The sequence below is a fragment of the Pseudomonas putida genome, from assembly GCF_025905425.1.
GTDB classification, from domain to species: Bacteria; Pseudomonadota; Gammaproteobacteria; order Pseudomonadales; family Pseudomonadaceae; genus Aquipseudomonas; species Aquipseudomonas putida_AF.
In genome coordinates, this window is sequence record NZ_CP109603.1 from 2,424,234 (window position 1) to 2,449,464 (window position 25,231).

General features: G+C 58.1%; 18 protein-coding genes and 2 pseudogenes. 14 read left to right on the forward strand and 6 right to left on the reverse strand.

Annotated features, from left to right (window positions below; genetic code table 11):
• Positions 1–12 precede the first annotated feature (12 nt).
• The 3 genes from OGV19_RS10905 to OGV19_RS10915 all read right to left on the reverse strand — a co-directional run bounded on the left by OGV19_RS10905 (position 13) and on the right by OGV19_RS10915 (position 7,187).
• Entirely contained in the window at positions 13–1,875 is a 1,863-nt protein-coding gene (locus OGV19_RS10905) for a TnsB C-terminal domain-containing protein (RefSeq protein WP_264313364.1), read from the reverse strand.
• Between the two features lie 1,058 nt (positions 1,876–2,933).
• The gene (locus tag OGV19_RS10910) at positions 2,934–5,588 is read right to left on the reverse strand and encodes an AAA family ATPase (RefSeq protein WP_264313365.1); all 2,655 of its coding nucleotides are present in this window, start codon (positions 5,586–5,588) and stop codon (positions 2,934–2,936) included.
• Between the two features lie 6 nt (positions 5,589–5,594).
• Positions 5,595–7,187, reverse strand: coding sequence for a hypothetical protein (locus OGV19_RS10915; RefSeq protein WP_264313366.1), 1,593 nt, complete (start codon positions 7,185–7,187; stop codon positions 5,595–5,597).
• A gap of 345 nt (positions 7,188–7,532) precedes the next feature.
• Here OGV19_RS10915 and OGV19_RS10920 point away from each other — a divergent pair, with 345 nt between their 5' ends.
• Positions 7,533–8,207 (forward strand): histidine phosphatase family protein, encoded by a 675-nt coding sequence (locus OGV19_RS10920; RefSeq protein ID WP_264313367.1) that lies wholly within the window; start codon positions 7,533–7,535, stop codon positions 8,205–8,207.
• A gap of 20 nt (positions 8,208–8,227) precedes the next feature.
• Here the strand turns inward: OGV19_RS10920 and OGV19_RS10925 are convergent, their stop codons facing one another.
• The 3 genes from OGV19_RS10925 to OGV19_RS10935 form a co-directional block, all read right to left on the reverse strand.
• The gene (locus OGV19_RS10925) at positions 8,228–8,851 is read right to left on the reverse strand and encodes a dTMP kinase (protein ID WP_264313368.1); all 624 of its coding nucleotides are present in this window, start codon (positions 8,849–8,851) and stop codon (positions 8,228–8,230) included.
• Positions 8,852–8,865: 14 nt separating this feature from the next.
• The gene (locus tag OGV19_RS10930; RefSeq protein WP_264313369.1) at positions 8,866–9,288 is read right to left on the reverse strand and encodes a PA0061/PA0062 family lipoprotein; all 423 of its coding nucleotides are present in this window, start codon (positions 9,286–9,288) and stop codon (positions 8,866–8,868) included.
• A gap of 165 nt (positions 9,289–9,453) precedes the next feature.
• A complete protein-coding gene (locus OGV19_RS10935; protein ID WP_264313370.1) occupies positions 9,454–10,842 on the reverse strand; it encodes an aminotransferase-like domain-containing protein in 1,389 nt (462 codons plus the stop codon).
• A 138-nt stretch (positions 10,843–10,980) separates the two neighbouring features.
• Here OGV19_RS10935 and OGV19_RS10940 point away from each other — a divergent pair, with 138 nt between their 5' ends.
• The 13 genes and pseudogenes from OGV19_RS10940 to OGV19_RS11000 all read left to right on the forward strand — a co-directional run bounded on the left by OGV19_RS10940 (position 10,981) and on the right by OGV19_RS11000 (position 25,156).
• A complete protein-coding gene (locus tag OGV19_RS10940) occupies positions 10,981–12,267 on the forward strand; it encodes a hydroxymethylglutaryl-CoA reductase, degradative (protein WP_264313371.1) in 1,287 nt (428 codons plus the stop codon).
• The gene (locus tag OGV19_RS10945; RefSeq protein WP_264313372.1) at positions 12,267–13,169 is read left to right on the forward strand and encodes a hydroxymethylglutaryl-CoA lyase; all 903 of its coding nucleotides are present in this window, start codon (positions 12,267–12,269) and stop codon (positions 13,167–13,169) included. Before OGV19_RS10940 ends, OGV19_RS10945 begins: the two co-directional genes overlap by 1 nt.
• Positions 13,170–13,227: 58 nt before the next feature.
• A complete protein-coding gene (locus OGV19_RS10950) occupies positions 13,228–13,704 on the forward strand; it encodes a hypothetical protein (protein ID WP_264313373.1) in 477 nt (158 codons plus the stop codon).
• Positions 13,701–15,089, forward strand: a complete 1,389-nt coding sequence (locus tag OGV19_RS10955) for a tripartite tricarboxylate transporter permease (RefSeq protein ID WP_264313374.1) — start codon at positions 13,701–13,703, stop codon at positions 15,087–15,089. The genes OGV19_RS10950 and OGV19_RS10955 overlap by 4 nt, the downstream gene beginning before the upstream one ends.
• Positions 15,090–15,178: 89 nt before the next feature.
• Positions 15,179–16,452: pseudogene (locus tag OGV19_RS10960) on the forward strand (OprD family porin).
• 276 nt (positions 16,453–16,728) lie between these two features.
• The gene (locus tag OGV19_RS10965) at positions 16,729–18,105 is read left to right on the forward strand and encodes an amino acid permease (RefSeq protein WP_264313375.1); all 1,377 of its coding nucleotides are present in this window, start codon (positions 16,729–16,731) and stop codon (positions 18,103–18,105) included.
• Positions 18,106–18,207: 102 nt separating this feature from the next.
• Positions 18,208–18,954, forward strand: a complete 747-nt coding sequence (locus tag OGV19_RS10970) for a helix-turn-helix transcriptional regulator (RefSeq protein ID WP_264313376.1) — start codon at positions 18,208–18,210, stop codon at positions 18,952–18,954.
• A 10-nt stretch (positions 18,955–18,964) separates the two neighbouring features.
• The gene (locus OGV19_RS10975; protein WP_264313377.1) at positions 18,965–19,273 is read left to right on the forward strand and encodes an antibiotic biosynthesis monooxygenase; all 309 of its coding nucleotides are present in this window, start codon (positions 18,965–18,967) and stop codon (positions 19,271–19,273) included.
• 87 nt (positions 19,274–19,360) lie between these two features.
• A pseudogene (locus OGV19_RS27790) lies at positions 19,361–19,447 on the forward strand (hypothetical protein); the annotation flags it as partial.
• A gap of 194 nt (positions 19,448–19,641) precedes the next feature.
• Entirely contained in the window at positions 19,642–22,197 is a 2,556-nt protein-coding gene (locus OGV19_RS10980) for an HWE histidine kinase domain-containing protein (RefSeq protein ID WP_264313378.1), read from the forward strand.
• 317 nt (positions 22,198–22,514) lie between these two features.
• On the forward strand, positions 22,515–23,480 hold the full coding sequence (locus tag OGV19_RS10990) for an amino acid ABC transporter permease (RefSeq protein WP_264313379.1): 966 nt from the start codon (positions 22,515–22,517) through the stop codon (positions 23,478–23,480).
• 15 nt (positions 23,481–23,495) lie between these two features.
• Positions 23,496–24,260: an amino acid ABC transporter ATP-binding protein gene (locus tag OGV19_RS10995; protein WP_264313380.1), complete on the forward strand. Its 765-nt coding sequence runs from the start codon at positions 23,496–23,498 to the stop codon at positions 24,258–24,260.
• Between the two features lie 56 nt (positions 24,261–24,316).
• Complete coding sequence (locus OGV19_RS11000; RefSeq protein WP_264313381.1) at positions 24,317–25,156, forward strand: ABC transporter substrate-binding protein; 840 nt, start codon at positions 24,317–24,319, stop codon at positions 25,154–25,156.
• Positions 25,157–25,231 lie beyond the last annotated feature (75 nt).

A 25,231-nucleotide genomic window follows, 5' to 3' on the forward strand; every position in this document is an offset into this window, starting at 1 on the left:
TAGCTCTCCAAGTTAGTCTTTATGCTTATCAACTATAATTACAGGAAGAAAATCAGGCTGATCTGAATGCTCTCTTATGATGCGCGGCACAAAAACATCGTGAGCGTTTTCGTCCTGGGTTAAGATTGTCGGGATAAAGTCTTGCGTGTCTTCGATAAGCCAGTCCTCAACGGGTTCATTGGTTACTGCTTCGGTTGCAGGGATTAGAGTGCTCTGTGGAGCGGGCAGACCTTTAGGCGGTAGATTGGCCATGAAAGCAGTTTTAAGGTCAACGGCCTCTTGAACGATCACTGTCTGATTGGCAAGAGCAGCGTGCGCGAACTCATCGTCGACAGTGCCAGGGGGCAGGTCTTTGAGTAGTGCTTTACGCTTCGAAAGTTGTTTATGGTTCGAGTAGGAATCCCAAGTGTTAGCTAGCCCCACCCGATTATAACTACAAGGAACTTTCAGAAATTTGCCTGGGAGCTTGACCCAGACGTAGCTCAGATCGTGCCGAAGGTACTTGATATCAAAACGCTGACCCACGTAGGGGGCAAGCTCGTAACATGCGTATCTACGGCCAGCAAAATTTATTCCGTAGGGATGCACCTTGTGATCGAAGCTTGTCGGTGAGAAATCAATCAAAAACCTCATTTGATCGTTTGATGCAATGACACGATCATGATCATAAAGACCTTGATTAACGTAATGATTCCAAGCTTCACGCGGAGTGCATTTTAGCGACGAGTGGATTTTGCCATGATAAACAGTTACTTGATTTAGGAACCATACAGCGAACTGCTCATAATCCATCGTTGCATTATATTCGCTATTGAAGTCCTCTCGCTGAACGACGTTACTCCCGGTTGCGCCGGGAAGGAAGTGGACTTCTGTCGTCATAAACGTGCCAATCAAGCGTTCTATAATGCCTCCATACCATTTTTTCCCTATAGGGCGGTGTTCCCAATCCATACCCCACGCCTTGCACTGCTCAATGAACTTTTCACTTGTAAACTCAGCGGCATTGTCGGTAAATATAACAAATGGAATACCAAAGAATGGATACTCATTCGGATTAGTCAAGAAGCGGAATAGATGAAAATCTTTGTTCATCACTGCAAAAGCAAGGGCGGCAGCGACGGTATCAAGGTTAGGGGGATCTAGACTAAGAAAAAAACCTAAGATCACTCTCGACTTATCGCAGATTAACATCGTTACCCATGGCCTACCGATGATAATATTTCTGTTCTGCTCATCGGCCAACAAGATGTCGACCATCGTGTGATCCATCGATACTCTGTGCAAAAGCCCATCGATCACAAACTTGTGAGGCTTGAATCCATATTTATGATCCGTCTTTTCTTTCCCGTACCGCTTGAAATAAACCTCTCTTTCCGGCTTGGACATTAAGAATTGCCTGGCCCTATAGCGCGTGACATTTTCACCCTCTCCCTTGAAGTACTCCCGCGCCCACTGGTGGAGCTTACTGAGGGATGCCTTGGGGCCTTCAAATTTCTTCTCGTAGGCTTCTTCAAGAGCAGCGATTTGTGCATCACTGGCCCAGCAACTTCCTATAACCCTGCCTTTCTTGTTTCGCTGGATACTTTCTTCTTTTCTGTGCTTGCGCAGCAAGTTATAAAATTGAGAGTGGCCGAGGCCAAGAACTTCCATGCCTCGCTTGACGGTCATCCCGTTAAACCGCTCAATGACCTGGTCAAAAACGGATGCGCGCTCTTTAGCCACTTCTTGCTCGCGCGCGTCATAAGTTCTTTCCTGGTAGGGAATGTACTCACCTCCAGGAGGTACTCCTGACTCTTTCCAGTCTCTGGGTACTCTTACCTTTGCTTTTTCTTCCGAATCGCTAGGCGCTGCAGGCAGGTTGAGTTCTTTATCCATCTTATCCGGTACTAATCCGATGATTTGACAGGTGAGGATAGTGGAGTGGTAGATGCACGCAAATTTCGGCTAGGCAGCTTCCAAGCGGTGGCAAGGCCAGGAGGAAGTTGAGTATTAGATATATTGACATTTCTTCAGAAATTACAAAAAAACTCCAACTAAAAAAAGCTTATAGAGATCATCAAGTTAAAAATCACGAAATTCACGCACATTCAATATATATTTAACCCGAATGATTAAGTCCTGAACATAAAGCTCGCCTTTTTCATTCCTAAACCGTCTAACCTCCGAACGTAAATATTCGGTCGTTGGAGCAGATCTTGGACGGGAATGGCATTTCCCATACCTGTCGTATTGCGACATACGCATAAAAGTGCGCTTGTGGATCTGCCGTTGGGGCCGGTGTGTTTCTCGGCTTGGGACGACGATTGGTTCCTGGTAGCTACCTGCGGTGGGCGGAACGAGGGAAGAGTTGTGACGAATCTGGTGTAGGTACTGCGTTCTTGTTGTTCATTCTTGAACGCACCGTGCTGGGCGAGTAGAAGGCGCACACCTTGTCATTTCGGTTACGTCCCAGGTTTCAGGGCTTGCGGGCTACCAAGCGCTAACAATCTTCAACGGCTTATCTGGTGTTGGCGCCATACACATCACCACTTTCCTCCCGGTTCACGGGCTTTCGAGTGCAATGGGATCCCCTGAGAAAGACGTCTTGGATCGTAGAGTTTTATCGGTATTGCGCCCATTAGGCTATCCAACCAATCCATGAAACACCTGCGCACCTGGAATCACACTGCGGGCTCAGGAGTACATCGAACCCGTGTGACATAAGACCGGAAGACAGACTCTTATGCGGGATAAGCCCGGAAAAAAGACTTCGTTTTTCCGCCGATATAGCGACAGGAAGGGTTAACATATTGTTTTTAAAAGGGATTGTGGGCGTCCGATTTTATTTCAACGTTTACATGTGCTCCTCTCAGATTCATGGGCTACTGCACATTGGCTGAAGTGATCGGCCTGCGAAACTGGCCGATCCACCAATTATTGGATTACTTTTTATATTATTTTTTGTGGGTGTCCGTGCTCCATTTTCTTGCATCCTTACTTATAGACTCTGCGGCTGAGCTCATAGCCAGCGCAGTTAGAGCAAACCGTCCGAACATACCGCCGACTTGCACTCCCAGTGCCTGTTTAATAAGCGTTGAGTCGCTGTTCTCCAGGACGCCTCTTGCGACCTTGCAAAGCTCAGCATTCCTAACCATCGCTAGTCTGACGTTCAGATTCTCATCGCTTGCGAGAGCAACCTGCATGTAATCGGGAAGCCCTGACCGGCTCGCTAGATCCTTTTTGAACTCGACAGTTTTTCCAGCCAACTCCTTCAGCATCGAGTTGTCATCAACCACACCAGCCATTTCCAAAAACGTGCCGACTTGCCCGTGATTGGACTCGAGCACGAGCGACCGGGCGTTCTCAGTGAGCCGCGGATTATTGGCAAGTGCATCAAGAACTCCATCCTCCTCGTCCTCGGCGAGTGTAATCTGGAGACTTTCCGGTAGGTCGGCATTCCGTGCAACAGACTGTCTCACCAGCGGGTTGTCATCCTCAACTAAAGCCGTCAAGGTGTCGTGACTTAAGCCAGCACATTTAGCGAGGTTTATTTTTTGGTTATCTCGGAGCCGTGGGAAAATATTCTCCATTGCCGCATTGCAAAGGCCTGGATTGGCAACGAGAGCCTCTCCGACTTGGTTGGCGTACTCATAGCTGAGTTTGAGTTGATGCGCCTCGGGTAAACCAATGCACCCAGCGAGAGTGGCACGCACTTTTACGTCATCATCAGCGATGAGATATTCAGCCAGCCCAAGGGCATGCGCACTTTTGGCAATTGCGAAACGGATCCCTGCTTCAAAGCTCCTGTCCTTGAGATGGTGCGAGAGGAGATCCAACGGTGCGTTCTGATTCTCACAGGCTAGCTGGAGCAGCTCCGAGTTGAAGTCTGGCGCCCCAGCCCGAATGTTGATTCGTATAGACAGCAGACGCTCAGGGCACCGTGGATTGGCGTAGGCCGCCTTCTGAACGGCAATCTGTGGGTCTGTGACCAATTTTTCGAGGAGGTCGGTTGGGCAATCTCTTGATTTGGCCACATCCTCACGTTTGAGCTGATTAGGGTCGTCCGCCATACGAATCATCTGGGCGACGCTCATGCCTCCCTGATTGGACGCAGGGCGTAATTTCAGCTTCTCGAATAGCTCCTCATAGCGACCTACCTGCTCCCGGAGCGTCTCTCGCAACGACACAGTGGATTGAATTGCATTGAGCAGAAGCTGCTGATCCAGAGCCTTGTTGTCAATGAATGCGGTCGTGACTGCCTCCCCAACCGCATTCTCAATATCCGCTCCGCAGTAATCGCGGCAGGCATCCACTAGCACATCAAGATCCAGACCTTCGCTGGTCTGCTTCGCTTTGGCCAAGTGAATTTCAAGGATCGATTTCCGCTCTTCTCCGCTAGGAAAGCCCACGTAGAAAATTTCATCGAACCGCCCTTTCCGAAGCAGCTCTGGAGGAAGAGCTGTGATGTCGTTCGCTGTAGCGATGACGAAGACTGCTCCGGACTTTTCCTGCATCCAGGTCAGAAAATAACCCAAGAGCCGCGATGACACCTCGGAGCCTGAATTCCCCATGCCGACGAAGGCTTTCTCTAGCTCATCAACCCAAAGGATGCAGGGGCTGACTGTCTCCGCCATCGACAACGCACGACGCATATTATGCTCTGACTCGCCTACGTACTTACCGAGAAGAGAGCCAATGTCCAGGCGCAGCAGAGGCATCTGGAACAGGTCAGCTGCAACCTTTGCAGTTAATGATTTCCCGCAGCCCGGCATGCCGGCGATTAGCACCCCTTTGGGTGGCGTTACTCCACTCGCGAGTGCCTGATCTAAGCGCTGGAGAACCTGGCCACGTTGCTGCAGCCACTCCTTGAGTCGGTGCAAACCTCCGATATCAGAGGCACGAACGTTGGCGTCGACCATCTCCAGGACACCGCTCTTGGCGATGATCTGCTTTTTCTCGGAAAGAATCATGGTGAAGTCGGATTGAGTGATCGACTCACCTGGTCTAACGGCCATTCTGAGCACCTGCCGCACTTCCCGCGCAGTCAGTCCGCTTAGGCCAGACACGATGCCTGCGCTCAAATGATCGGGGACAGAGGCTTCGTTCTCTATGAGGATCTCACTGAGTAATTGGCGGATCGTGCTCCGGTCTGGTAAAGGCAAATTCAGCAATGTGACTTGGGACTCAAGGGAGCCAGGAATGGTGAACGATGCTCCTACCAAGAGCACGGCACATTGACCGCTATGATGCCGTTCGATGCGATTCAACAGCTGTTTCAGGCGAGCAGTGGCGAGAGGGTTTTGCTCAAGGGCCTGATTCGCGTCCTTAACAACGATTAGGCAGCCATCGAGTTCGTCATCATCGAGCAACTCGGGCAGGCACGTCTCGAGGTCTGTTCGCGCTGACCGCAAATCAGATGCGAGTGGTCGTTTGGTATCAAACTTTACCCACCCGTGCCCCATGTTCCACTCTTGAACGCGCGTCATGGATAGTGCTGGCGCTACATCTCTGATGAAGTCATCGACGCGCTCTTCCTCGTTGCTGACAAGGTAAATTGCCGGGGATCCTGCATGGACATGCTGACAGAACTGCTGCTTCAGGTCGTTCATAAATGATCACCAAAACTTCAATGCGTCGAAGACTTTGTTAGCGACACGGCTCACGCCCTCGCAGACGTCAACAACCGTAGCAACGACCACTTTGGCGCCCGCCGTGACGATTCGTTTCCCTGCCTCGTAGATCGCCTCCCCAGCAGCATTACCTGCAAGGCCCCCAACAACGCCGCCAATTAGCCCCCCAGCGGCAATACCGACTGGGCCGAAGCAAGCACCAAATGCAGCGCCCTCTGCTGCCCCTTTTGTTGCAGCCAGGAGCGAAACTACCCCACTGGTAGTGACCTGCCCCATTGCGTCTACTGCCTCGGGGCCACTGAGCTCGCCCTTGGCAAAGCGGTAAAGACACTTGGCATTTTCCAGGCCCAGGTGTGCCATGTTCGCGATTACACCGGCAGGGGTGTTCTTACCTACCTTAAGCCAACCATTTTTCACTGCGACGACTAGCGCGCCGCTTACAGCAACTTGAACCCCGACCTGCGTTGCTCCTTTAGCACTGCTGCTCAGGAATTCCTGCAAGTCTTCAGTCAGCGCAGGGTTTTCTTGCCCACTCAGACCATTCCAGATCCTGCGTCCAAAGACCCGAATCCCTTGTAACCCAGCAACGAATCCAGCGCTTATCAATGCCTGTTTGCCGATCTGCTTTGCAACAGTTAGCCGGTTAGCATCACTCCATTCGTATTGACTTGCTTCTTGCTCACGCTGAGCGCGCTCCTGCAACTGCTTGGCTTCTTCCTTCGTCAGCGGCCGTGAGCTTACGCCATCGATACTGATGGTTTCGCTGGAGTTATGTACTTCATTTCCATGCCCCTTGGGGACGAGCTTGCGCTGTCCTCGATAATCGCCCTTTTCGAACAAAGCACCCGTGGACTCAGCGTCCTGACCGTACTTGGACTGATAACGACGAACCAGCTTCCCGTTCTCATCGTAGATCCCAATATCCATTGAGTTCTTGCCGAACCCACCATTCCCGGTTTCAGGTGTTAAGACCTTTGCTCGGTATGAGCTTCCTTGGGCAGCAGCGTCGATATTGAAGGTCGAAGCATGGTGTTGCTCAGCAATGAAGCCATCAAGGTTATAGGCCTGGCTAATCCCTCCATCCTTACGAAGGATGGTGCTCAGCGCGTCATTGGTTGCATCTGCTAGGGCTCGGTCTATACGAGCCGCATAGGCCGTTAGCTCTACATTGCCCTGAGTTGCGGCGCTCTCCTCAAGGCGCCGAGCTAACCAGCTGGATCCGCTATTACCCTTCTCGAGATGGGTTTGAAGCGAACCATGGAGCCGATTTGCGACCTCCGTGCTTTCAATGACCTCAAGTGCAATTTCTCGAGCTTCCCCAGGATGGCTCCAGCTCAAGACATGTCGCTGAAGCTCTTGAGTCAGCCAATGATCCAAGGGGACGAGGTCTTTGTGTTTTTCGTACGACTTGAGGAACGAGGTGACCATAGCCCCCGTCTGCAAAGCGGCTGCCTCAGTGGAGAAACCCTCAATTTCGAGACGGTCTGCTTGAAGCTCTTGCTGTGCATGATCCTGCAATGCATCTGGATCGACCAACGACTGACCATGATGGGCAGCGTGGATAGAAAGATCGGTCACTGTGAATCCTTTCCCATAAGAGTGATGGCAAATGGCAATACCTTACCATCATATAGACACTATCTGGCTTACATGCGACGGTGTTAAGCCTCCACGAGTGCCTGTCGGTGGATCTAGCCTCCACTTCTTTTCGACTCATCTCTTTCTGAAGTCTGACTAGGCTTGACGCCCTTCGCTCAAGCGCTCGACCCTTTCATTCACGTGCTAGGCGTGAAGCCCTTTAGATTCAAGGCTTACACCAAAAATGGATTGTTAAGCGTCAATGGAGTTAGGGTATAGGGTGTATATAGGTCGCCTGCGAGGGGATGCACTTCGAGTGCTATTGCCAGTGGACAAGAAATGTCAATGAAGAAGGTCAGGTTAGTACGTCATGGAGAGAGTGCGGCAAATGCGGGCGCCGCGACGCTCGATCACGCAAGTATTCCGCTTACCGAGAAAGGTCTTCGGCAGGCCGAGCGGGTAGCGCAGTCCATTACCCAGCTTCCCGAGCTGGTCATCACCTCGCCCTTTACACGGGCCCAGGCGACAGCGGCTGTAACGGTTTGTGTGCACCCGACTGTTCCACTCGAAGTCTGGCCTATCGAGGAGTTCACTTACCTCGACCCTGCCATCTGCGTGAACACCACCGTCGAGCAACGCAAGTCTTGGGTCGACCACTACTGGGCAAGATCAGATCCCTCCTACAGGGATGGCGAAGGTGCTGAGTCGTTCCTCGATTTCGTTGGCCGCGCGCGAGCATTTCTAGATCGCCTTGCAGCGTATCCCGCACAAGACATTCTGGTGTTTTCTCATGGCCAATTCCTCAACGCAGTAGTCTGGCTGATCGAAAGCAGACCCCATCAGATTGATGACCTGGCGATGCTCGACTGGCGCAGATTCGAGATAGAAAACCACATACCGAATGGATGCGGTTACATCGTGTCATGCTCCCCAAACGCGTCGATTTCGTGGTCACGCAGCCACTCACTCAACCTTGATGGTGCGCGACGGCCGTCTGCTTCCCGTCGACTACCTTTCTGACGCTAGCCACAGCGAAAGGCCTAGCCACTCTGGCGGCGTTGCACCCTGTAAATCTCCGAAACCACCTGCATCGTCGCCTCTTCCACCGTCCCTTCATTACGGCACAAAACCCACCCCTGCTCCGCAACCGCCCGCTCAAACGCCTCGGTACTGGCCACCTGCTCCCCCAGGTTGAACATCACCGTACTCCCCAACCCACGTGACCGCGCCGCTGCCCTCGCCCACGAAACCTCAGGGTCAGTGACAACCCCGACATGCACGTCAGGCACGCGCACGTTTCGATCCATGTTCAACCGCAGAATCTGCGCAAACGGTACTGTCCGCCGAAACGCTGCGTCGGAGGGGTACCAGCGATCGATCAAGATGATGCTGCCCAATGGCTGCTTAGGCAGCACATGCTGAGTAATCCAGCTACGGCTATCGGCCAGGCGCTCACAAACCCCCAGCTCCAGGTCCTGGCAGGGGTTTCTGGCGAGTTTGTTGACCAAGGCCATGGTTTCCCCCCTGTTGGGGTCGTTATTTCGCTCGCACAGCCGGATCACCTTGTGGTTGTCGGCCCTCAGTACTTTCGTAATGGCCTCCAACAAGGTGGTCTTGCCGGTGCCTTTGGGGCCATCCAGAGAAACAAACAGCGGACGATTCATACGTCAGGTATCACTCACATAAGACAATAGAACTCGCTAACCTCTGCAACCATCTTGCCCTGGGCATCGTACAGCCGCGCCTCAGGCGTCAAGGCCATGGAGCGCGCCTCCAGCACATAGCGCTGGCCCGCTTTGAAATCCGGGTAATTGAGCGTCAGGTAGCATTCGCGCACGGTGCTGCCACCCATCATGCTCATGCCTGAGCCACCGCTTGCTTCGAAGTCGAACCTGACAATCAGTTCATGGCTGCCGGGGCTAACCTGAAAGAAGCGGCCATCGCGCAGGCGTTGCTTGTCCAGCCGTTCGGCCATCAGCACCCTGTCGTTTGGAAACGGCACCGAGAAATCGACCCAGGCCATCTGGGGATTGGCGGCCGGCATTGGCGCCTGGCAACCCGCAATCACTGTGATGGCGAGCAACAGCATCAATCTGCGCATGGTAGAGGCCTCATGGGATATCGATCCAGACGGTTCAAGCCCACTGAGCTTGCGTGGCCAACCCGAGCAGCTCGCGCAAACCATTGATACCCAGTTTACGGTATAGACGCTTCACATAGGTGGCCGCGCTGACAGGCCGCCCCCCCAGTTACTCGGCACTGTCCTCTACTGCATGTCCCCTTGAGGACACAACAACACGGCCTTGAGCAATGCATCGTTCAAATAGGCCACGTTCAAGCGCGTCCAGGGGTTAACCCGTGCCTGCTCCGGCGAAAAAATGTGCCCTGGAGCAATCATGAAACCCTTGGGCAGCAACTGCCGGGTCAGCTCCCTGGCGTCGTCGACATGGGCAAAACGGGCCCACAGATACAGGCTCTGCTCGGGCCGCGCGAACACCTCGGCGCCGATCTCGTCGAGCATCTGCAAGCCCGCCGAGGTCGCGGCTTTCAAGCGTTCCTGCAGGCGGATCACGTGCCGCAGGAAGTGCCCTTCGGTAAGGATGACGTCGACGGTGCGTTCGCACAGCTCCGAGGTGCTGGTGTGCAGGAGCATCTTGAGGTCACCCAGTTCATCGATGACCTCTTTGCTGCCCGCGATAAAGCCCACTCTCAACGCCGCTGAAACCGACTTGGAGAAGCTGCCGACATACAGCGAGCGCTGCAGTTGATCCAGTGCCGACACCTTGATCGCCGAGGCCGGTTTAAAATCGGCCAAGGCATCATCGTCCACCAAAATGAAGTTGTGTTCTTCGGCCAACTGCACCAACCGATGCGCTTTGCTGGGGGAAATATCGGAGCCGGTCGGGTTATGGCCGACGGACTGAATGAAAAACAGCTTGGGCTTATGCAGGCGCAGGTGCTGCTCCAGCCCCTCGATGTCCGGCCCATCCGCCAGCCGTGGCACCGAAAGCATCCGTGCCCCTTGCAACTGCAATTTGCCGAACAGCGGGTAGTAACCGGGGTCCTCCACCAGCACGCTGTCGCCTGGGGCGATGAAGCGGCGGATGATCAGGTCCAGCGCATGGTTGGCGCCGTGGGTGGTGACAATTTGCCTGGGGCTGGCAGTGATTGCATAGCTGGCCAGCTTCTGCACCAGGTGTTGGCGCAAGCTGGCGTTGCCCAGGCGGTTGCCATAGCGAAACAGCGTGGTGACGCCGGTGCGCATGATTTGCCGGGTGAACTTGTCCAGGCGCATGTCCATCAACCATTCCACCGGCGGGAAGCCCTCCCCCAACGGCGAATGCCCAGGCTCACGGACAAACTGCTGGCGCATCAGCCAGATGGTGTCCATCGCCCGTGTATAAGGCAGAGGCTCTTCAGGCTCGTTGCTACGTGGCGCGCCTTGTTTGACGAAGAAACCCTGCCCATGCCGCGCCTCCACCAGGCCTTGGGAGGCCAGCGATTCGTAGGCGTTGATCACGGTGTTTTTCGAATGGCCAAACAAACGCATGCACTCACGCAGGGACGGCAGACGCTCGCCAATGCGGTAGGTGCCATTGCCGATTTGCTCGGCCAAGGATGCTGCCAGTTGCTCTGCGAGTGTCTGCCGCGCCATTGTCAGGTGTCCTGAATACCTTTTATACCGGGAGGGTACAGCTTAGGTACTGTCCGGCCAAACTGTACCTTCTTTAGCCAGACAGATCGGACTAGGGTGACGCCAACTCAAAACAATAACTGCAAGAGAACCCCTCTCATGAGCATCGACTCCCGCCTGCCCATGTTCCGCGCCATGTCGCCCGCCGAACGCCTCAGCCACTTGCAAGAAGCGCTCGAACTGCCCCAGGCAGACATCGCCCTGCTTCGCGACGCCGGCGCGCTACCGTTGGCAATCGCCGACGGCATGATCGAGAACGTGATCGGCACCTTTGAATTGCCCTACGCCGTGGCCAGCAACTTCCAGATCAACGGCCGCGACGTGATCGTGCCCTTGGTGGTGGAAGAGCCTTCGGTGGTCGCCGCTGCCTCATTCATGGCCAAGCTGGCACGCGAGGCCGGCGGCTTCAAGACATCGAGCTCGCTGCCGTTGATGCGCGCCCAGGTACAGATCGTCGAGGTCACCGACCCCTTCAATGCGCGCCTGAGCCTGCTGCGCCACAAAGACCAGATCATCGAGCTTGCCAACCGCAAGGACCAACTGCTCAACAGCCTCGGCGGCGGTTGCCGTGACCTCGAGGTACATACCTTCGCCCAGAGCCCGCGTGGGCCGATGCTGGTTGCCCACCTGATCGTCGACGTGCGCGATGCCATGGGTGCCAATACCGTCAATACCATGGCGGAAGCGGTAGCGCCGCTGCTCGAAGAAATCACCGGAGGCAAAGTGCGCCTGCGCATCCTCTCCAACCTGGCCGACCTGCGCCTGGCCCGGGCGCAGGTGCGCATTGCCCCTGAACTGCTGATCACCGGCGCCTACAAGGGCGAGGAGGTCATCGAGGGTATCCTTGATGCCTACAACTTCGCCGTGGTCGACCCCTACCGTGCAGCCACCCACAACAAGGGCATCATGAATGGTATCGACCCGTTGATCGTCGCCACCGGTAACGACTGGCGCGCGGTCGAGGCCGGGGCCCATGCCTACGCCTGCCGCAATGGTCACTACGGTTCGCTGACCACCTGGGAAAAGGACAGCCAAGGCCATCTGGTCGGCACCCTGGAGATGCCCATGCCCGTCGGCCTGGTCGGTGGCGCCACCAAGACTCACCCGCTGGCGCAGCTGTCACTGCGCATTCTTGGGGTCAAAACCGCGCAGGAGCTTGCTGAAATCGCAGTCGCGGTAGGCCTTGCACAAAACCTCGGCGCCCTGCGTGCGCTGTCGACCGAAGGCATTCAGCGTGGTCACATGGCCTTGCACGCACGCAACATTGCGCTGTCTGCAGGTGCCAGGGGCGATGAGCTTGACTGGCTGGTCAAGCAGATGATCGAGGCCCGCGATGTGCGCGCCGACAAAGCCTCAGAACTGCTCAAGCACAAGCGGGCGCAGTAATGGAGGCGGTACGGCTGGTCGAGGTGGGGGCCAGGGACGGCCTGCAGAATGAACGGCGCACGCTCTCACCGCAGATTCGCGTGCAACTGCTGCAACGCCTGGCCGACGCCGGGTTGCAAACCCTGGAGGCCGGCGCTTTTGTGTCGCCGCGCTGGGTACCGCAGATGGCCGGCTCCGATGAGGTGTTCAAGGCATTGCCAAAGCGCCCAGGTGTGACCTGGACGGCGCTGGTGCCCAACCTTAAAGGGCTGGAAGCTGCACTAGCGGCGGGTTGCCGTGAGGTCGCAGTGTTTGCGGCGGCCTCCGAGGCGTTCTCGCAAAGTAACCTCAACTGCTCGATAGAGCAGAGTTTGCGCCAATACCAGCAAGTTATGGTGCGCGCTCGCGAAGCCGGGGTCAGCGTGCGGGGTTATGTCTCGTGCGTCATGGGCTGCCCGTTCAGCGGCCCGGTCAAGCCGCAAGCCGTGGCGGCAGTCAGCGCCTCACTGTTTGGCATGGGCTGTTACGAAATCAGCCTGGGCGACACCATTGGCACCGGTACGCCAGCGGCGACCCGGGCGCTGATCCAGGCGTGCCGCCAGGTAGTGCCAGTAAGCGCCCTGGCTGGGCACTTCCATGACACCTACGGCATGGCCATCGCCAATATCCATGCCGCGCTGGAGGCGGATGTGCGGGTGTTCGACAGCTCAGTGGCAGGTCTGGGTGGTTGCCCGTATTCGCCGGGCGCCACGGGCAATGTAGCCACCGAAGAGCTGCTGTACCTGCTCGACGGCCTGGGTATCGGCCACGGCGTCGATCTTGACGCGGTCATCGAGGCAGGTCAGTTCATCAGTGCCCAGCTTGGCCGGCCAACGGCCTCCAAGGTGGCCCGCGCCCTGCTCGCTCAGCGCACAATGGGTTAAGCGTCATCTCTTCACGTTCATAACAATAAAAGCCCGCAAGGGCAGTGGGAGACTCTTCATGAAGTCCGAACTGTACGAAGTCTGGGGCGACACCGTAGACGGCCGTCACCTGATCTACGCCATCGCCATTGGCGCCCTGGTCAGCCTCGGCGCGTTCTTTACCGCGCAACATCTGCTGGTGGGCTGGGTTGAGTCGCTGCAAATGGCCCGTGCCTACGCAATGCTGGTAGGTATTGTCGGCTGCCTGGTCGGCGGCGGCATCAGTGCGGCGCTGTTCAAGCCCAAGCGCAATGTCGTCGAGCACCTGGCAGACCCTGCCTGGCGGGCAAAGATCCTGGTCGAGTTGCAGAACGAATTTGGCCCCCTTGGCCGCTTGGCAGACTTGCCTGCAGCAACCATTGCAGAGCTCAAAGAAATGGATCTCTATGACCTGTTCGCCGAATACGAAAAAGGCCAGCCCTCGCCCCCGAGCAACCTGCATGCCTCATCTGCCGCGCCTGTGCCCGCGGTCAGTGCACACGGAGGCCGGCCATGATCGCGCTGATGATGGACCAGTTTCTAATAGCTCTGGGCATGGGCATTCTCGGTGCGGTCATCTTTGCCGGCATCGGCCTGATTTCAGGCAGCGATGAAACCACCACCCTCGCCCCCCTCACCCTGCTGGTGGTACTGCTGGGCGTGCCGGCAGCCGGCGTGCTGACGTTCTTCCTGGCGGGCGCCGTGGCCAAGCACATGACCCACGCGGTACCGACCGCGCTACTGGGTATTCCCGGCGACACCATGGCGACACCCCTGATGCGCGAAGCCAACTTCCTGCGCAACCTGGGCGTGCCACACATTGCCCTGCGCAAGATGATCTCCGGCGCTGTCATCGCAGCATTGATCGCCGTGCCGATGGCCGTGCTATTCGCCGTGATGCTCGCGCCATTCGGGGACATGATCAAGCACGCCGCACCTTGGGTCTTCCTGCTGGCGGCAGTGGCCATCGCCTGGTTCTCCAAAGGCCGACTGGCAGCCGTGCTGACCTTGATCCCGTTCGTGATGGTGATTGTCGGCCCGCAAAGCCTGACCGCGCAGTACGGGGTCAAGCTCAGCGTCAGCTACTTCCTCGGCATCGCCATCGGCCCGTTGATTGCCGCGCTGTTCTGCCTGCTCGCGCCAGCCGAGCGCGCCAGCATGCGCCGTCAGCAGGTGCGCACGTTCTCCTTGTCGCCTGATGTAAAAAGCTGGGGCGGGTTCTTTCCCAACCCACTGCGGGTACTGGACCGCAAGCAAACCCTGTGGACCGCCATCACCGCGGTGGTCTCCAGCGCCACCTTCGTGTTCAGCCCGGTGGCGATGACGGTGATCATGGGCGAGGCCGTCGGTTCTCGGGTCAAGCACGTCTACCACCGCCTGACCACGGTCATTACCGCCCGCAACGGCGTCACCGAATCGACCTACCTGGCCGAAGCCTTGATCCCGCTGATCGCCTTCGGCCTGCCGCTGAGCCCGGTCGCCGCCGGCCCCGCCGCGCCTTTGTTCAATGCCCCGCCACGCTTCAGCGTCGATACCGCCAGCGGCCAGGTGAACAACCTGCATTCGCTGCTCAGTACCTGGGAGTTTCTGGGCTACGGCATGTTGGCGGTGCTGGTCGCGATCCTGATCGCCTACCCCTTCACCATGAATTACGCGCACCGAGCGGCCGCTTATGTGTCGCGCAAGATCAGCCACGAAGCAGTGATCGCGACCTTTGTCGGCCTGATTCTGGTGATCGGCATCTGGGAAGGCGGCCTGCTGGGCTTGCTGGTGATCGTCACCATTGGCCTGTTGGGCGGGTTTCTCTCGCGTTTTCTCGGCTTCAACATCGGCGTGCAGTTCATGGGTTACTACACCGCCGTGCTAACCGTGCCAGCGTTGATTGCCCTGATGGGCGCATAACCCCCCTCCCCCCGTAACCGCAGACACCCTCATTTCGCAGCCTCGCGCTGCGGGGGTGCCCTGCGCTCAAAATAAAGGAAATAACAATAATGAAGATCCTTGCACGCGTCACCTCACCACGCCTTGCGCCCCTCTGCCGGCCGCTGGTGGTTGGTTTGCTCAGCTCGACAACTGCACTTGGGGTGTCGGCAGGCAGCTTGATCGACGACACCACGGCAACCCTGAACCTGCGCAACTTCTACCACAACCGCAACTTTGTAGACCCCGCCTACCCCCAAGGCAAAGCCGAGGAATGGACGCAGAGCTTTATCTTCGATCTGCGTTCAGGCTTCACTCAGGGCACCGTAGGTGTGGGCGTCGATGTGCTGGGGCTCTACGCCCTCAAGCTCGATGGCGGGCGCGGCACCGCAGGCACGCAACTGCTGCCGGTACACGAGGGTGGCAAGCCGGCAGACGACTTCGGCCGCCTGGGGGTCGCGCTCAAAGCCCGTTATTCGGCGACTGAACTGAAAGTCGGTGAATGGGTATCGCTGCTGCCCATCCTGCGCTCCGATGACGGCCGTTCATTGCCGCAGACCTTTCGTGGGGCGCAACTGACCTCCCGGGAGATTGAAAACCTGGCCCTCTACACCGGCCAGATGCGCGGCAACAGCCCGCGCAACGACGCCAGCATGGAACGCCTGTTCATGGCTGGGCGCCCGGACGCAGCCTCCGACCGCTTCAACTTCGCCGGGGGCGAGTATCAATTCAATGACAAGGCCACTCAGGTGGGCCTTTGGTACGCCCAGCTTGAAGATATCTACCAACAGCAGTACCTCAACGTCATCCACAGCCAACCTGTCGGCAACTGGACGCTGGGTGCCAACCTTGGCCTGTTTCTCGGTGACGAGCACGGTGCTGCCAAAGCGGGCCAGCTGGATAACAAGACTGCCTCTTTGCTGCTGTCGGCCAAGACCGGTGGGCACACCTTCTACCTGGGCTTGCAGCGGGTATCGGGTGATACGGGCTGGATGCGGGTCAACGGCACGGCGGTTACCCGCTGGCAAACGATACCTACAACTCAAGCTACGACAGCGCTGACGAGCGTTCATGGCAGCTTCGTCACGACTTCAACTTCGCAGCCCTGGGGGTACCGGGCCTGACGATGATGAACCGCTATTTGTCCGGTGATCACGTGCGCACCAGTGCAGGCGGCCAGGGCAAGGAATGGGGGCGTGAGTCGGAACTCGCCTACGTCTTCCAGAGCGGCCCGCTCAAGGATCTGTCGGTACGCTGGCGCAATTCGACCCTGCGCCGGGACGTCAGCACCTACGACATTGATGAGAATCGCCTGATCATCAACTACCCGATCACGTTCCTTTAACCCTTGCCCGCCCCCTCTCACAGGTCGCCGCCCCCGTCTACCACAGCACCCTCAGGAAAAAATCGCAGGATGTTGTGCGCAGAATTCGCTTGAGATGCACGGCCGCTTTGCCCAAGGTGGCCAGCCTGATAGCTATTGCCTGAATAAAAGGCTACAGGGCGTGGACGCAGGCGCACGACGATGCCTGTGTGTGGGGGGGCGACAGTTTCAGCAGCGGCAAGCCTTGCGCTGCAGCAGCGTCGCCGATTCCTCCAGATAATAAGAGAGGACAAGAACATGCAATCCAACAGTCTGAAGCAAAGCCTGAAACAACGGCACATCACCATGATCGCGCTAGGCGGGGTGATCGGCGCGGGGCTGTTCATGGGGTCGGGCAAGTTGATTGCCTCGGCAGGGCCTGCCGCGATCCTGTCGTACTTCATCGGCGGCATTGTGGTCACCCTGGTGATGTTCATGCTCGGCGAGATGGCCTGTCGCAACCCGGACGCGGGTTCGTTTTCGACCTATGCCAATACGTATCTGGGCGAATGGGCGGGGTTTACCGTGGGCTGGCTGTACTGGCTCAAGTCGATGCTCACCATCACCCTGGAGGCGGTGCTGCTAGGCGCCATCCTCAACGATTTTCTGCCGTGGCTACCCATCTGGGCCGGCGCGTTCATCATGCTGGTGACGTTGATGGCCAGCAACGCCTACTCGGTCAAATCCTTCGCTGAAGTGGAGTACTGGCTGGCCGCGATGAAGGTCGCCACCATCATCATCTTCATGGTGCTGGGGCTCTCGATTCTGCTCGGCCTGCACAGCAACATCCCCTCCCCTGGCTGGGTCAACCTGACCGCTCACGACGGGTTCATGCCCAATGGCCTGTCGCCGGTGATGGCCGGCGTGGTGGTGGTGATCTTCTCGCTGGGCGGGAGTGAAATCGCCGCCGTTGCGGCTGGCGAATCGGAAAACCCGCGCAAGAACGTCATTCGCGCCATCAAGAGTGTCATTCTGCGGGTGATGCTGTTCTATGTCGGTTCGGTGTCGATCCTGATTCTGTGCCTGCCCTGGACAGACACGGAAAACCTGGCTTCCCCGTATGTTTCGCTGTTCAGCCTGGCCGGGTTCAGTGGCGCCGCAGTGGCCATGAAGATCGTGTTGTTCATCTCGTTCATGTCGGTGATGAACTCCTTCATGTTCTCCAACTCGCGCATGCTGTTCTCGCTGAGCCAACGTGGGCACGCGCCCAAGCTGTTTTCACGCACCACGTCCAAAGGGGTGCCGCTTAACGCCCTGCTGCTGAGCCTGAGCATCTGCCTGTTGATTCTGACCGTGCACTTTGTCAGCGGCGGCGACCTGTTCATGACCCTGGCCAAAAGCAGCGGCACGTTCGTGATGATCGTGTGGATCTTCATCATCATCGCCCACTTTGCCATGCGCTGGAAAACCCGGCATGACGCGGTTGATCCCACAGCTTTCCGGGCGTGGTTCTTCCCTTACGCCAATATCGTTGCGCTGTTCGCACTGCTGGCGGTGATTGTCACCCAGGCGTTCGACCCGGCGTCGCGGTTCCAGTTCTGGTTCACCACCGTGACGTCACTGGTGGTGCTGGGGGCGTATCTGCTGATGCGTAATCGGCTGGCGGGGAAGTCGGTTGGCTATGTCGGTAGCTGACTGCGGCTAAGCCGTCATGACGAGGCCATCGCAAGATGGCCTCTCAGGCAATGAGCAGGTGAACTCTGATATCCTCCCGCGTCGATAACAGGAGGTCACCAGGTGCGTAAAGCTGATCGCTTGTTTCAACTGGTCAATCTGATTCGTGTCCATCAGCCCATCACTGCCGAACGCCTGGCTAGCCGAATCGGCGTTTCCGTTCGCTCAATCTATCGATACATCGACGACCTCTCCTTCAGCGGGATCCCGATTTATGGCACCGCTGGCGTGGGGTATGCCCTCGATGACGATTTTGAGCTGCCGCCGTTGGCATTGAACAGGCTCGAACTCAACGCCTTGATGCTCGGGATGGACATGCTTTCTGCCAGCGCCGATAACGATCTAAGCGCTGCTGCAAGGACGTTATTGAGCAAGATCTCGGCGTCCATGGCCCAGCACAAGGTCGACCCCAGCACCGCAACCATCAGAGCGCTTGGCTCGACCGGTGCCTCCACACGCCTGCATTTGGCAGCCCTGCGAAAGGCTATCGAGAATGCCCAGACCCTGAAAATCACTTACACCCGTTTGGACGGTGCGGTATCGCAACGCCTCATTTACCCGTTGGGTCTTTTTTACTGGGGAGGAAAGTGGACAGTCGGAACCTGGTGCGGTACGCGTGCGGCGTACCGTGACTTTCGAGTTGATCGCATCGCGTCGATCGCCATTGCCCACCAACCCCTACCCGACAATCCTGCCTTCGATCTTCAGGCGTACATGAAGTACCAGGCAAGCCAGTGGCAAGCGATCACCCCTACTGACACTACGCTGTCAGTAGGGGGCACTGACAATGGAACCTTCTCAACACACTGAAGGTATCCCCATGCAGCACTCATCTCATGTACTTGAATTGGCCATCTTCAAGGTCAAACAGGAATGCGTTGCACAAATACCCGCTCTTCGCGCCGGGCTTCGTGAAACGTTAAAGAGCTTTCCTGGGCTGCTCGAATACCATGCCTACTGCCCTATGAGCGACGACCGAGTCTTTGCGGACTTGGCCATGTGGGACAGCCTTGAGAATGCTCAGCACGTGGCAAAGGCCTTCAACGATGGAGACCCCAGATTCTCCGAGTACATGCACGCCATTGAACAGCTGACGTTCATGAGCCACCTCGCGCCAGAGATGAACTGAGCGTCAACACTAGCCTCTGTACGAAAAGCTTTTGTGGGAGCGGGCTTGCCCCGCGATGGAGTGCGAAGCGCTCCTGTACCCGATATCACCATCAGCGCGGAAAACCTCAAACGCGCCCATGCCCTGTTAGAGCGTGGCCAGGCCCGCGGCAAAATTGTGCTGGAAGGTTTCTGATCGCGGTATACAGCTCAAGCCGCATGTCATGCCAGCACGGCCAGCCTTGCGCTGGCCGTCTTTCGCCCCTGATGACGAAGCGTAACGTGCAGTCTAGACTCAAGGCCTGAAATCGACTGTAAACACTTCGTTTGCCTGAAAATGTTCGGCAGTCATGCAGGCAGCCGGTCTCTGGTAAACCGCAGGGGCCGCCTATGACTTTGCAACCTACCGTCAACTTGACCAACTGCGATCGCGAACCCATCCAGATCCCAGGTAGCATCCAGCCGCACGGCTGCCTGCTGGCCTGCAACGCATCGGCAAGCGTCGTCCTGCGTCACTCCGCCAATACCCTGGGCATGCTGGGCGTGACGGGCGAGATCAACGGGCAACGGCTCGAAACCATCATCGGCACGGAGGCCGCTCATACGCTGCGCAATTCGCTCGCGCGGGTAAAAGAAGCGTCCCGACCGGCACTGTCGTTCGCCGTGAGCCTGCCATCCGGGCAAGCGTTTGACGTAGCCGCGCATCTATTCAAAGGCACCGCCATTCTCGAGTTCGAGCCCTGCGGCGCGAGCATCGCCGAACCGATCGAACTGGTACGCACCGTCATCGCCCAGTTGCGGGAGATCGACCGCTCCGACAAGCTGTTCCCCGATACCGCCCGCCGCGTGCGAGCGCTGCTGGGTTACGATCGGGTGATGATCTATCAGCTTGGCCCTGACGGCGCCGGAAAAGTCATTGCCGAGGCCAAGCGCAGCGGCCTCGAAAGCTTCCTGGGGCAGTACTTTCCCGCATCGGACATCCCCCAGCAGGCACGTGCCCTGTACCTGCGCAATCCGGTGCGCATCATTTCGAATGCCACGTTCACAACAGTCCCCATCGAGCCTGTGCTGGACCTGTCTGGCGAGCCACTGGACCTGTCCTACGCACACCTGCGCAGCGTGTCGCCCATTCACTGCGAGTACCTGAGCAATATGGGCGTGGGCGCTTCCATGTCCATTTCGGTCATCGTCGATGGCGCGCTCTGGGGGCTGATTGCCTGCCACCATTACGCACCACGCACGTTGAGCATGGGCCAGCGGGTCGCGGCGGAAATGTTCGGCGAATTCTTCTCGCTGCATATCCAGAGCCTTCGTGCCAGGCAAACCCTGGAAGCCGCCGCTTACGCACGCCAGGTGCTGGACAACCTGCTGCGTGATGCGCATCGCACCACGGATATCGAAGAGCTGCTGCGTGCACGCATGGCAGACTTCAAGTCACTCATCCCCTGCGATGGCATCGCCATGTCGCTGCAGGGGCGCTGGTCCGCAGAGGCGCTGACCCCGCCCAAGGCGGCGGTACCCAACCTGCTGCGCTTTGCCGAAGGTGTTGCCGAAGGTCGTACTTGGGCGTCGAACTGCCTTTCGATGGCGCACCCGCCCGCCCACGACTATGCCGTCGACGTGTCGGGTGTATTGATGATTCCGATGTCGCAGCACCCCAGGGACTACCTCATGCTGTTTCGCAAGGAAGTGCTCGAGACCCTGGATTGGGCCGGTGACCCCAACAAGACCTACGATAGCGGGCCGCTGGGTGAGCGCCTGACGCCACGCAAAAGCTTCGCCGTGTGGAAGCAGACGGTTCATCAACACTCACAGCCCTGGTCCGAGCAGGACCGCCAGTTTGGCGAGGCCATCCGCGCCGCGATCGTCGAAGTAGCCCTGCACAACAGTGAGCTCATGGCCGACGAGCGCTCCAAGGCAGACGTCCGCCAGCGGATGCTCAATGAAGAGCTCAACCACCGGGTGAAGAACATTCTCTCGCTCATCGGTGCGCTCGTGGCCCACCCCACCTCGGAAAACCAGACCCTCAACAGCTATGTCGCAACGCTGAAGGGCCGCATTCAGGCGTTGTCCCTGGCACACGACCAGGTCGTGCGCGGTGATGGCGGCGGGCGTTTCTCCACGCTACTGGAAGCTGAGCTGTCACCGTACCGCACGTCGACCGATGCCATCGAACTGAACGGCCCGAACCTTCTGCTTGATGCCCGCGCCTTCTCGGTGCTGGCCCTGGTGCTTCACGAGCTGGCGACCAACGCCGCGAAGTACGGCGCGCTGTCTCGGGCGGGCGGCAAACTGGCGGTCAGCTGGACAATCGATTCGGGCGGGGGCTGCGATATCGCGTGGTGCGAGAGCGGTGGGCCTACGGTTCGCCCGCCAAGCCGAAGCGGTTTTGGCTCGGTGCTGATTGAACGCAGTATCCCCTTCGACCTCGGCGGGACCAGCACCCTGGAGTACAGGCCAGAAGGCTTGCACGGGTATTTCAAAATTCCTGGCAAGCACCTCACCCAACTTGAAACAGCCGACACCGCGGCCCCGTTGATGGCGCCAGCAATGCCGCCCATGACCAGCACAAGCCTGGTCAATTCATGCGTGCTGATTCTCGAAGACCAACTGGTGATTGCCGTGGGCCTTGAACAAATTCTGGCCGATGCGTTGGTCGAGGATGTGATCACCGCAAGCTCTGAAGCAGAGGCGTTGAAACTGCTGGCTAACCACAGGCCAGATGTGGCGGTGCTGGATATCAACCTGGGGACGGGTACCTCCATTGCCGTTGCCGAAGAACTTACGCGCAAGAACATCCCCTTCCTGTTCGCCACCGGCTACGGCGACGGCATCAGCATTCCCGTGCATTTGAAGCACGTCCCCGTGGTGCGCAAGCCCTACGATGCCCTGTCGATACTGTCTAACCTGGAAAACCTGATCGACAACCGACTGGCTGCGGGCTGAGCGTGCGAAGCAGAATCACTTATCCAGCTCATCCTTGGTGATGTTGCCAGTGTGCGGATCAACGTGAAATTCGTAATGCTTGCCATCGGCCTTGAAGCCCGCGCCTTCTCAATGGCCGTCATCGGCCTCGCTCATGCAGTAAAAGCCGAGGCCTGCAACATGACAGTTGCAGGCCTGCCAATGTAAAGGCGCAAACCCATCAATCGATTGAAAAAAACCTCAAAGTCCAGCATTTCGACAGGTAGTTGCCTGCGCTTCGCCTCCCTACAATGGCCTCACAACAACAAAGGAGCCCAGCTCCGTGAGGCACGCACCCCATGTATAGAGATCACATCGTCAAACCTCGTGCGACCGACAGCCTGACGTTCATGAGCATGGTCGCTGCGGTGATTTTCACGGTCGCGCTGTTCTACGGCGTGGGCGAAGGGGGCCTGGCCAGGTTGATGGGCCCGATTGTCCTCGACCTTGAGGCACCGCTACTGCGCAACCTTGCCGTTGCCGGCACCCTGACCATCACCCTGGTCCTGAACCTGTTCATCCTTGGCCGCTTCCCGCTGCGTGCCCAGGTGATCACGGTGTGGGGCGAACTGCTGATCCTGTTCCTGTTGTTCTTCGACACCTTCGATCTGTCGTACAGTTTCATCGCCAGCAAGGTCGGTTTCATGATCACCCAGGGGGTGTTCACCACCGTCTACGTTTCTACCCTGTCGATCGCCATCGCCTTCGTCCTGGCGTTGCTCGGTGCCACGGCGAGGTTGTCCTCCAACGGCTTCGCCATCGCCATCGCAAGCTTCTACACCTCGTTCTTTCGCGGCGTACCGCTGCTGATCCAGATCTACCTCATCTACCTGGGCATCCCCCAGCTCGGGTACGTGGTCGGTGCAGTGCCGGCCGGCATCCTGGCCCTTTCGCTGTGCTATGGCGCCTACATGACCGAAATTTTCCGAGCCGGTATCAGCAGCATCCCACGCGGGCAATGGGAAGCATCGCGGGCCATTGGCCTGACGCCGTTCCAGGCCATGACCCGAGTGATCCTGCCGCAGTCGATGCGCCTGATCATTCCCCCCACCGGCAACCAGTTCATCTCGATGCTCAAGGACAGCTCGCTGGTGTCGGTCATCGGCGTCTGGGAACTGATGTTCCTGGCCCGCACCCAGGGCCGCGCCGAGTTCCGTCACCTGGAAATGCTGATCACCGCCGCCGTCCTGTACTGGGTGCTGTCGATCCTGCTGGAAACCGTGCAATCGCGCCTGGAAAAACGCTTCAATCGCGCCCATCGCTGATCGAGGAGCTTCTAGATGAACCAAGCATTCACCCCCGCAGCGGCACCGGCTGGCGTAGCGATCCGCGGCCTGCAGAAATGGTACGGCGAGTTCCATGTGCTCAAGGGCATCGACCTGGAGATCGCCAGCGGCGAGATCGTGGTGATCTGTGGCCCGTCCGGCTCCGGCAAATCCACCCTGATCCGCTGCCTGAACCTGCTTGAGGACTTCCAGAAAGGCGAGGTGTTGATCGCCGGCGACCAGCTGACCCGCGAAGCCGCCAGCGTGGCCAAAATCCGCCGCCAGGTCGGCATGGTGTTCCAGCAGTTCAACCTGTTCCCGCACCTGACCGTGCTGGAAAACCTGATGCTCGGCCCGCGCCTGGTCAGCAAGCTCAGCGAGCCCCAGGCCCGTGCGCTGGCCCTGGAATACCTCGACCGGGTGCGTATCGCCAGCCAGGCCGACAAGTTCCCCGGGCAGCTTTCCGGCGGCCAGCAGCAGCGGGTCGCAATTGCCCGTGCGCTGTGCATGAAGCCGCGCATCATGCTGTTCGACGAGCCGACCTCGGCGCTGGACCCTGAAATGGTCAAGGAAGTGCTAGACGTGATGGGCGAACTGGCCCAGGACGGCATCACCATGCTCTGCGTGACCCACGAAATGGGCTTCGCGCGCAAGGTCGCCGACCGCATCATCTTCATGGACCAAGGCTGCATCATCGAACAGGCGCGGCCCAACGAGTTCTTCGACAACCCACGCCATGAGCGCGCCCGCGCGTTCCTCTCGCAGATCCTCAGCCACTGAGGGCTGTACCTGACGCTGTGCAATACAACAACAATTGTGTATCCGGAGACTTATCGATGAACCCAGTCACTCGCTTGCTTGCTGTAACCGCCATTGCCAGTACCTTGTCGCTCGCCGCAGGCGCCGCGTGGGCCGGCGCCACGCTGGACCGCATTCACGACAGCAAGGTCATGAAAGTGGCCACCGCCGCCAACTGGCCACCGCAGTCGTTTCTGGGTGACGACAACACCCTCGAGGGCTTCGATATCGATGTGGCCAACGAAATCGGCCGTCGCCTGGGCACCAAGGTGGCCTTCGTCACGCCCGAGTACGGCATCATCACCGCTGGGCGCTGGGCCGGGCGTTGGGACCTGTCGGTAGGTTCGATGACACCCACCACCGAGCGCGGCCGGGTACTCGACTTCCCGGCCATCTACTACTACACCCCGTATGTGTTCGCGGTGCACAAGGACGCCGCCGGCACCAGTGCCGAGGACCTCAATGGCAAGAAAATCGGCGTCGAGGCGGGCACCACCTCCGAGGATTACATCAATCGCCGGCTGAAGATCGACGCCGCCGATGTGCCGCCGTTCACCTATGCGGTGCAACCGGGCGATGTGCAGACCTACGGCGACAGCATGGGCCCGCTGGACGACCTGCGCATGGGCAATGGTACTCGGTTGGACGCCACCCTCTCCGCCCTGCCGACCATCATGGGGGCTATCAAGGCCGGTTACCCAATCGCTGCCGTTCAGGGCAAGCCCGCCTATTACGAGCCCCTCGCCATCGCCGTGGACAAAGGCGACGACGCCTTCAATGCCGAGCTGGCCAAGGCAGTCGATGGCATGAAGGCCGACGGCACGCTGAAGCAGCTTTCCGAGAAGTGGTACGGCGCCGACCTCACCCACGTGCAGTAACCCCCACCAGCCCGCAAACCAGCGCCCTTCATTCGGAGGGCGTAGGGCGCCCTCATGCCCGGAAAAAGCGCCCAG

What these genes read in the sequence shown, in the direction of transcription:
- OGV19_RS10905 (WP_264313364.1), bottom strand. Translation starts at nt 1,875, where the DNA reads ATGGATAAAGAACTCAACCTGCCTGCAGCGCCTAGCGATTCGGAAGAA.
- OGV19_RS10910 (WP_264313365.1), bottom strand. Translation starts at nt 5,588, where the DNA reads ATGAACGACCTGAAGCAGCAGTTCTGTCAGCATGTCCATGCAGGATCC.
- OGV19_RS10920 (WP_264313367.1), top strand. Translation starts at nt 7,533, where the DNA reads ATGAAGAAGGTCAGGTTAGTACGTCATGGAGAGAGTGCGGCAAATGCG.
- OGV19_RS10925 (WP_264313368.1), bottom strand. Translation starts at nt 8,851, where the DNA reads ATGAATCGTCCGCTGTTTGTTTCTCTGGATGGCCCCAAAGGCACCGGC.
- OGV19_RS10930 (WP_264313369.1), bottom strand. Translation starts at nt 9,288, where the DNA reads ATGCGCAGATTGATGCTGTTGCTCGCCATCACAGTGATTGCGGGTTGC.
- OGV19_RS10935 (WP_264313370.1), bottom strand. Translation starts at nt 10,842, where the DNA reads ATGGCGCGGCAGACACTCGCAGAGCAACTGGCAGCATCCTTGGCCGAG.
- OGV19_RS10940 (WP_264313371.1), top strand. Translation starts at nt 10,981, where the DNA reads ATGAGCATCGACTCCCGCCTGCCCATGTTCCGCGCCATGTCGCCCGCC.
- OGV19_RS10945 (WP_264313372.1), top strand. Translation starts at nt 12,267, where the DNA reads ATGGAGGCGGTACGGCTGGTCGAGGTGGGGGCCAGGGACGGCCTGCAG.
- OGV19_RS10950 (WP_264313373.1), top strand. Translation starts at nt 13,228, where the DNA reads ATGAAGTCCGAACTGTACGAAGTCTGGGGCGACACCGTAGACGGCCGT.
- OGV19_RS10955 (WP_264313374.1), top strand. Translation starts at nt 13,701, where the DNA reads ATGATCGCGCTGATGATGGACCAGTTTCTAATAGCTCTGGGCATGGGC.
- OGV19_RS10965 (WP_264313375.1), top strand. Translation starts at nt 16,729, where the DNA reads ATGCAATCCAACAGTCTGAAGCAAAGCCTGAAACAACGGCACATCACC.
- OGV19_RS10975 (WP_264313377.1), top strand. Translation starts at nt 18,965, where the DNA reads ATGCAGCACTCATCTCATGTACTTGAATTGGCCATCTTCAAGGTCAAA.
- OGV19_RS10980 (WP_264313378.1), top strand. Translation starts at nt 19,642, where the DNA reads ATGACTTTGCAACCTACCGTCAACTTGACCAACTGCGATCGCGAACCC.
- OGV19_RS10990 (WP_264313379.1), top strand. Translation starts at nt 22,515, where the DNA reads ATGTATAGAGATCACATCGTCAAACCTCGTGCGACCGACAGCCTGACG.
- OGV19_RS10995 (WP_264313380.1), top strand. Translation starts at nt 23,496, where the DNA reads ATGAACCAAGCATTCACCCCCGCAGCGGCACCGGCTGGCGTAGCGATC.
- OGV19_RS11000 (WP_264313381.1), top strand. Translation starts at nt 24,317, where the DNA reads ATGAACCCAGTCACTCGCTTGCTTGCTGTAACCGCCATTGCCAGTACC.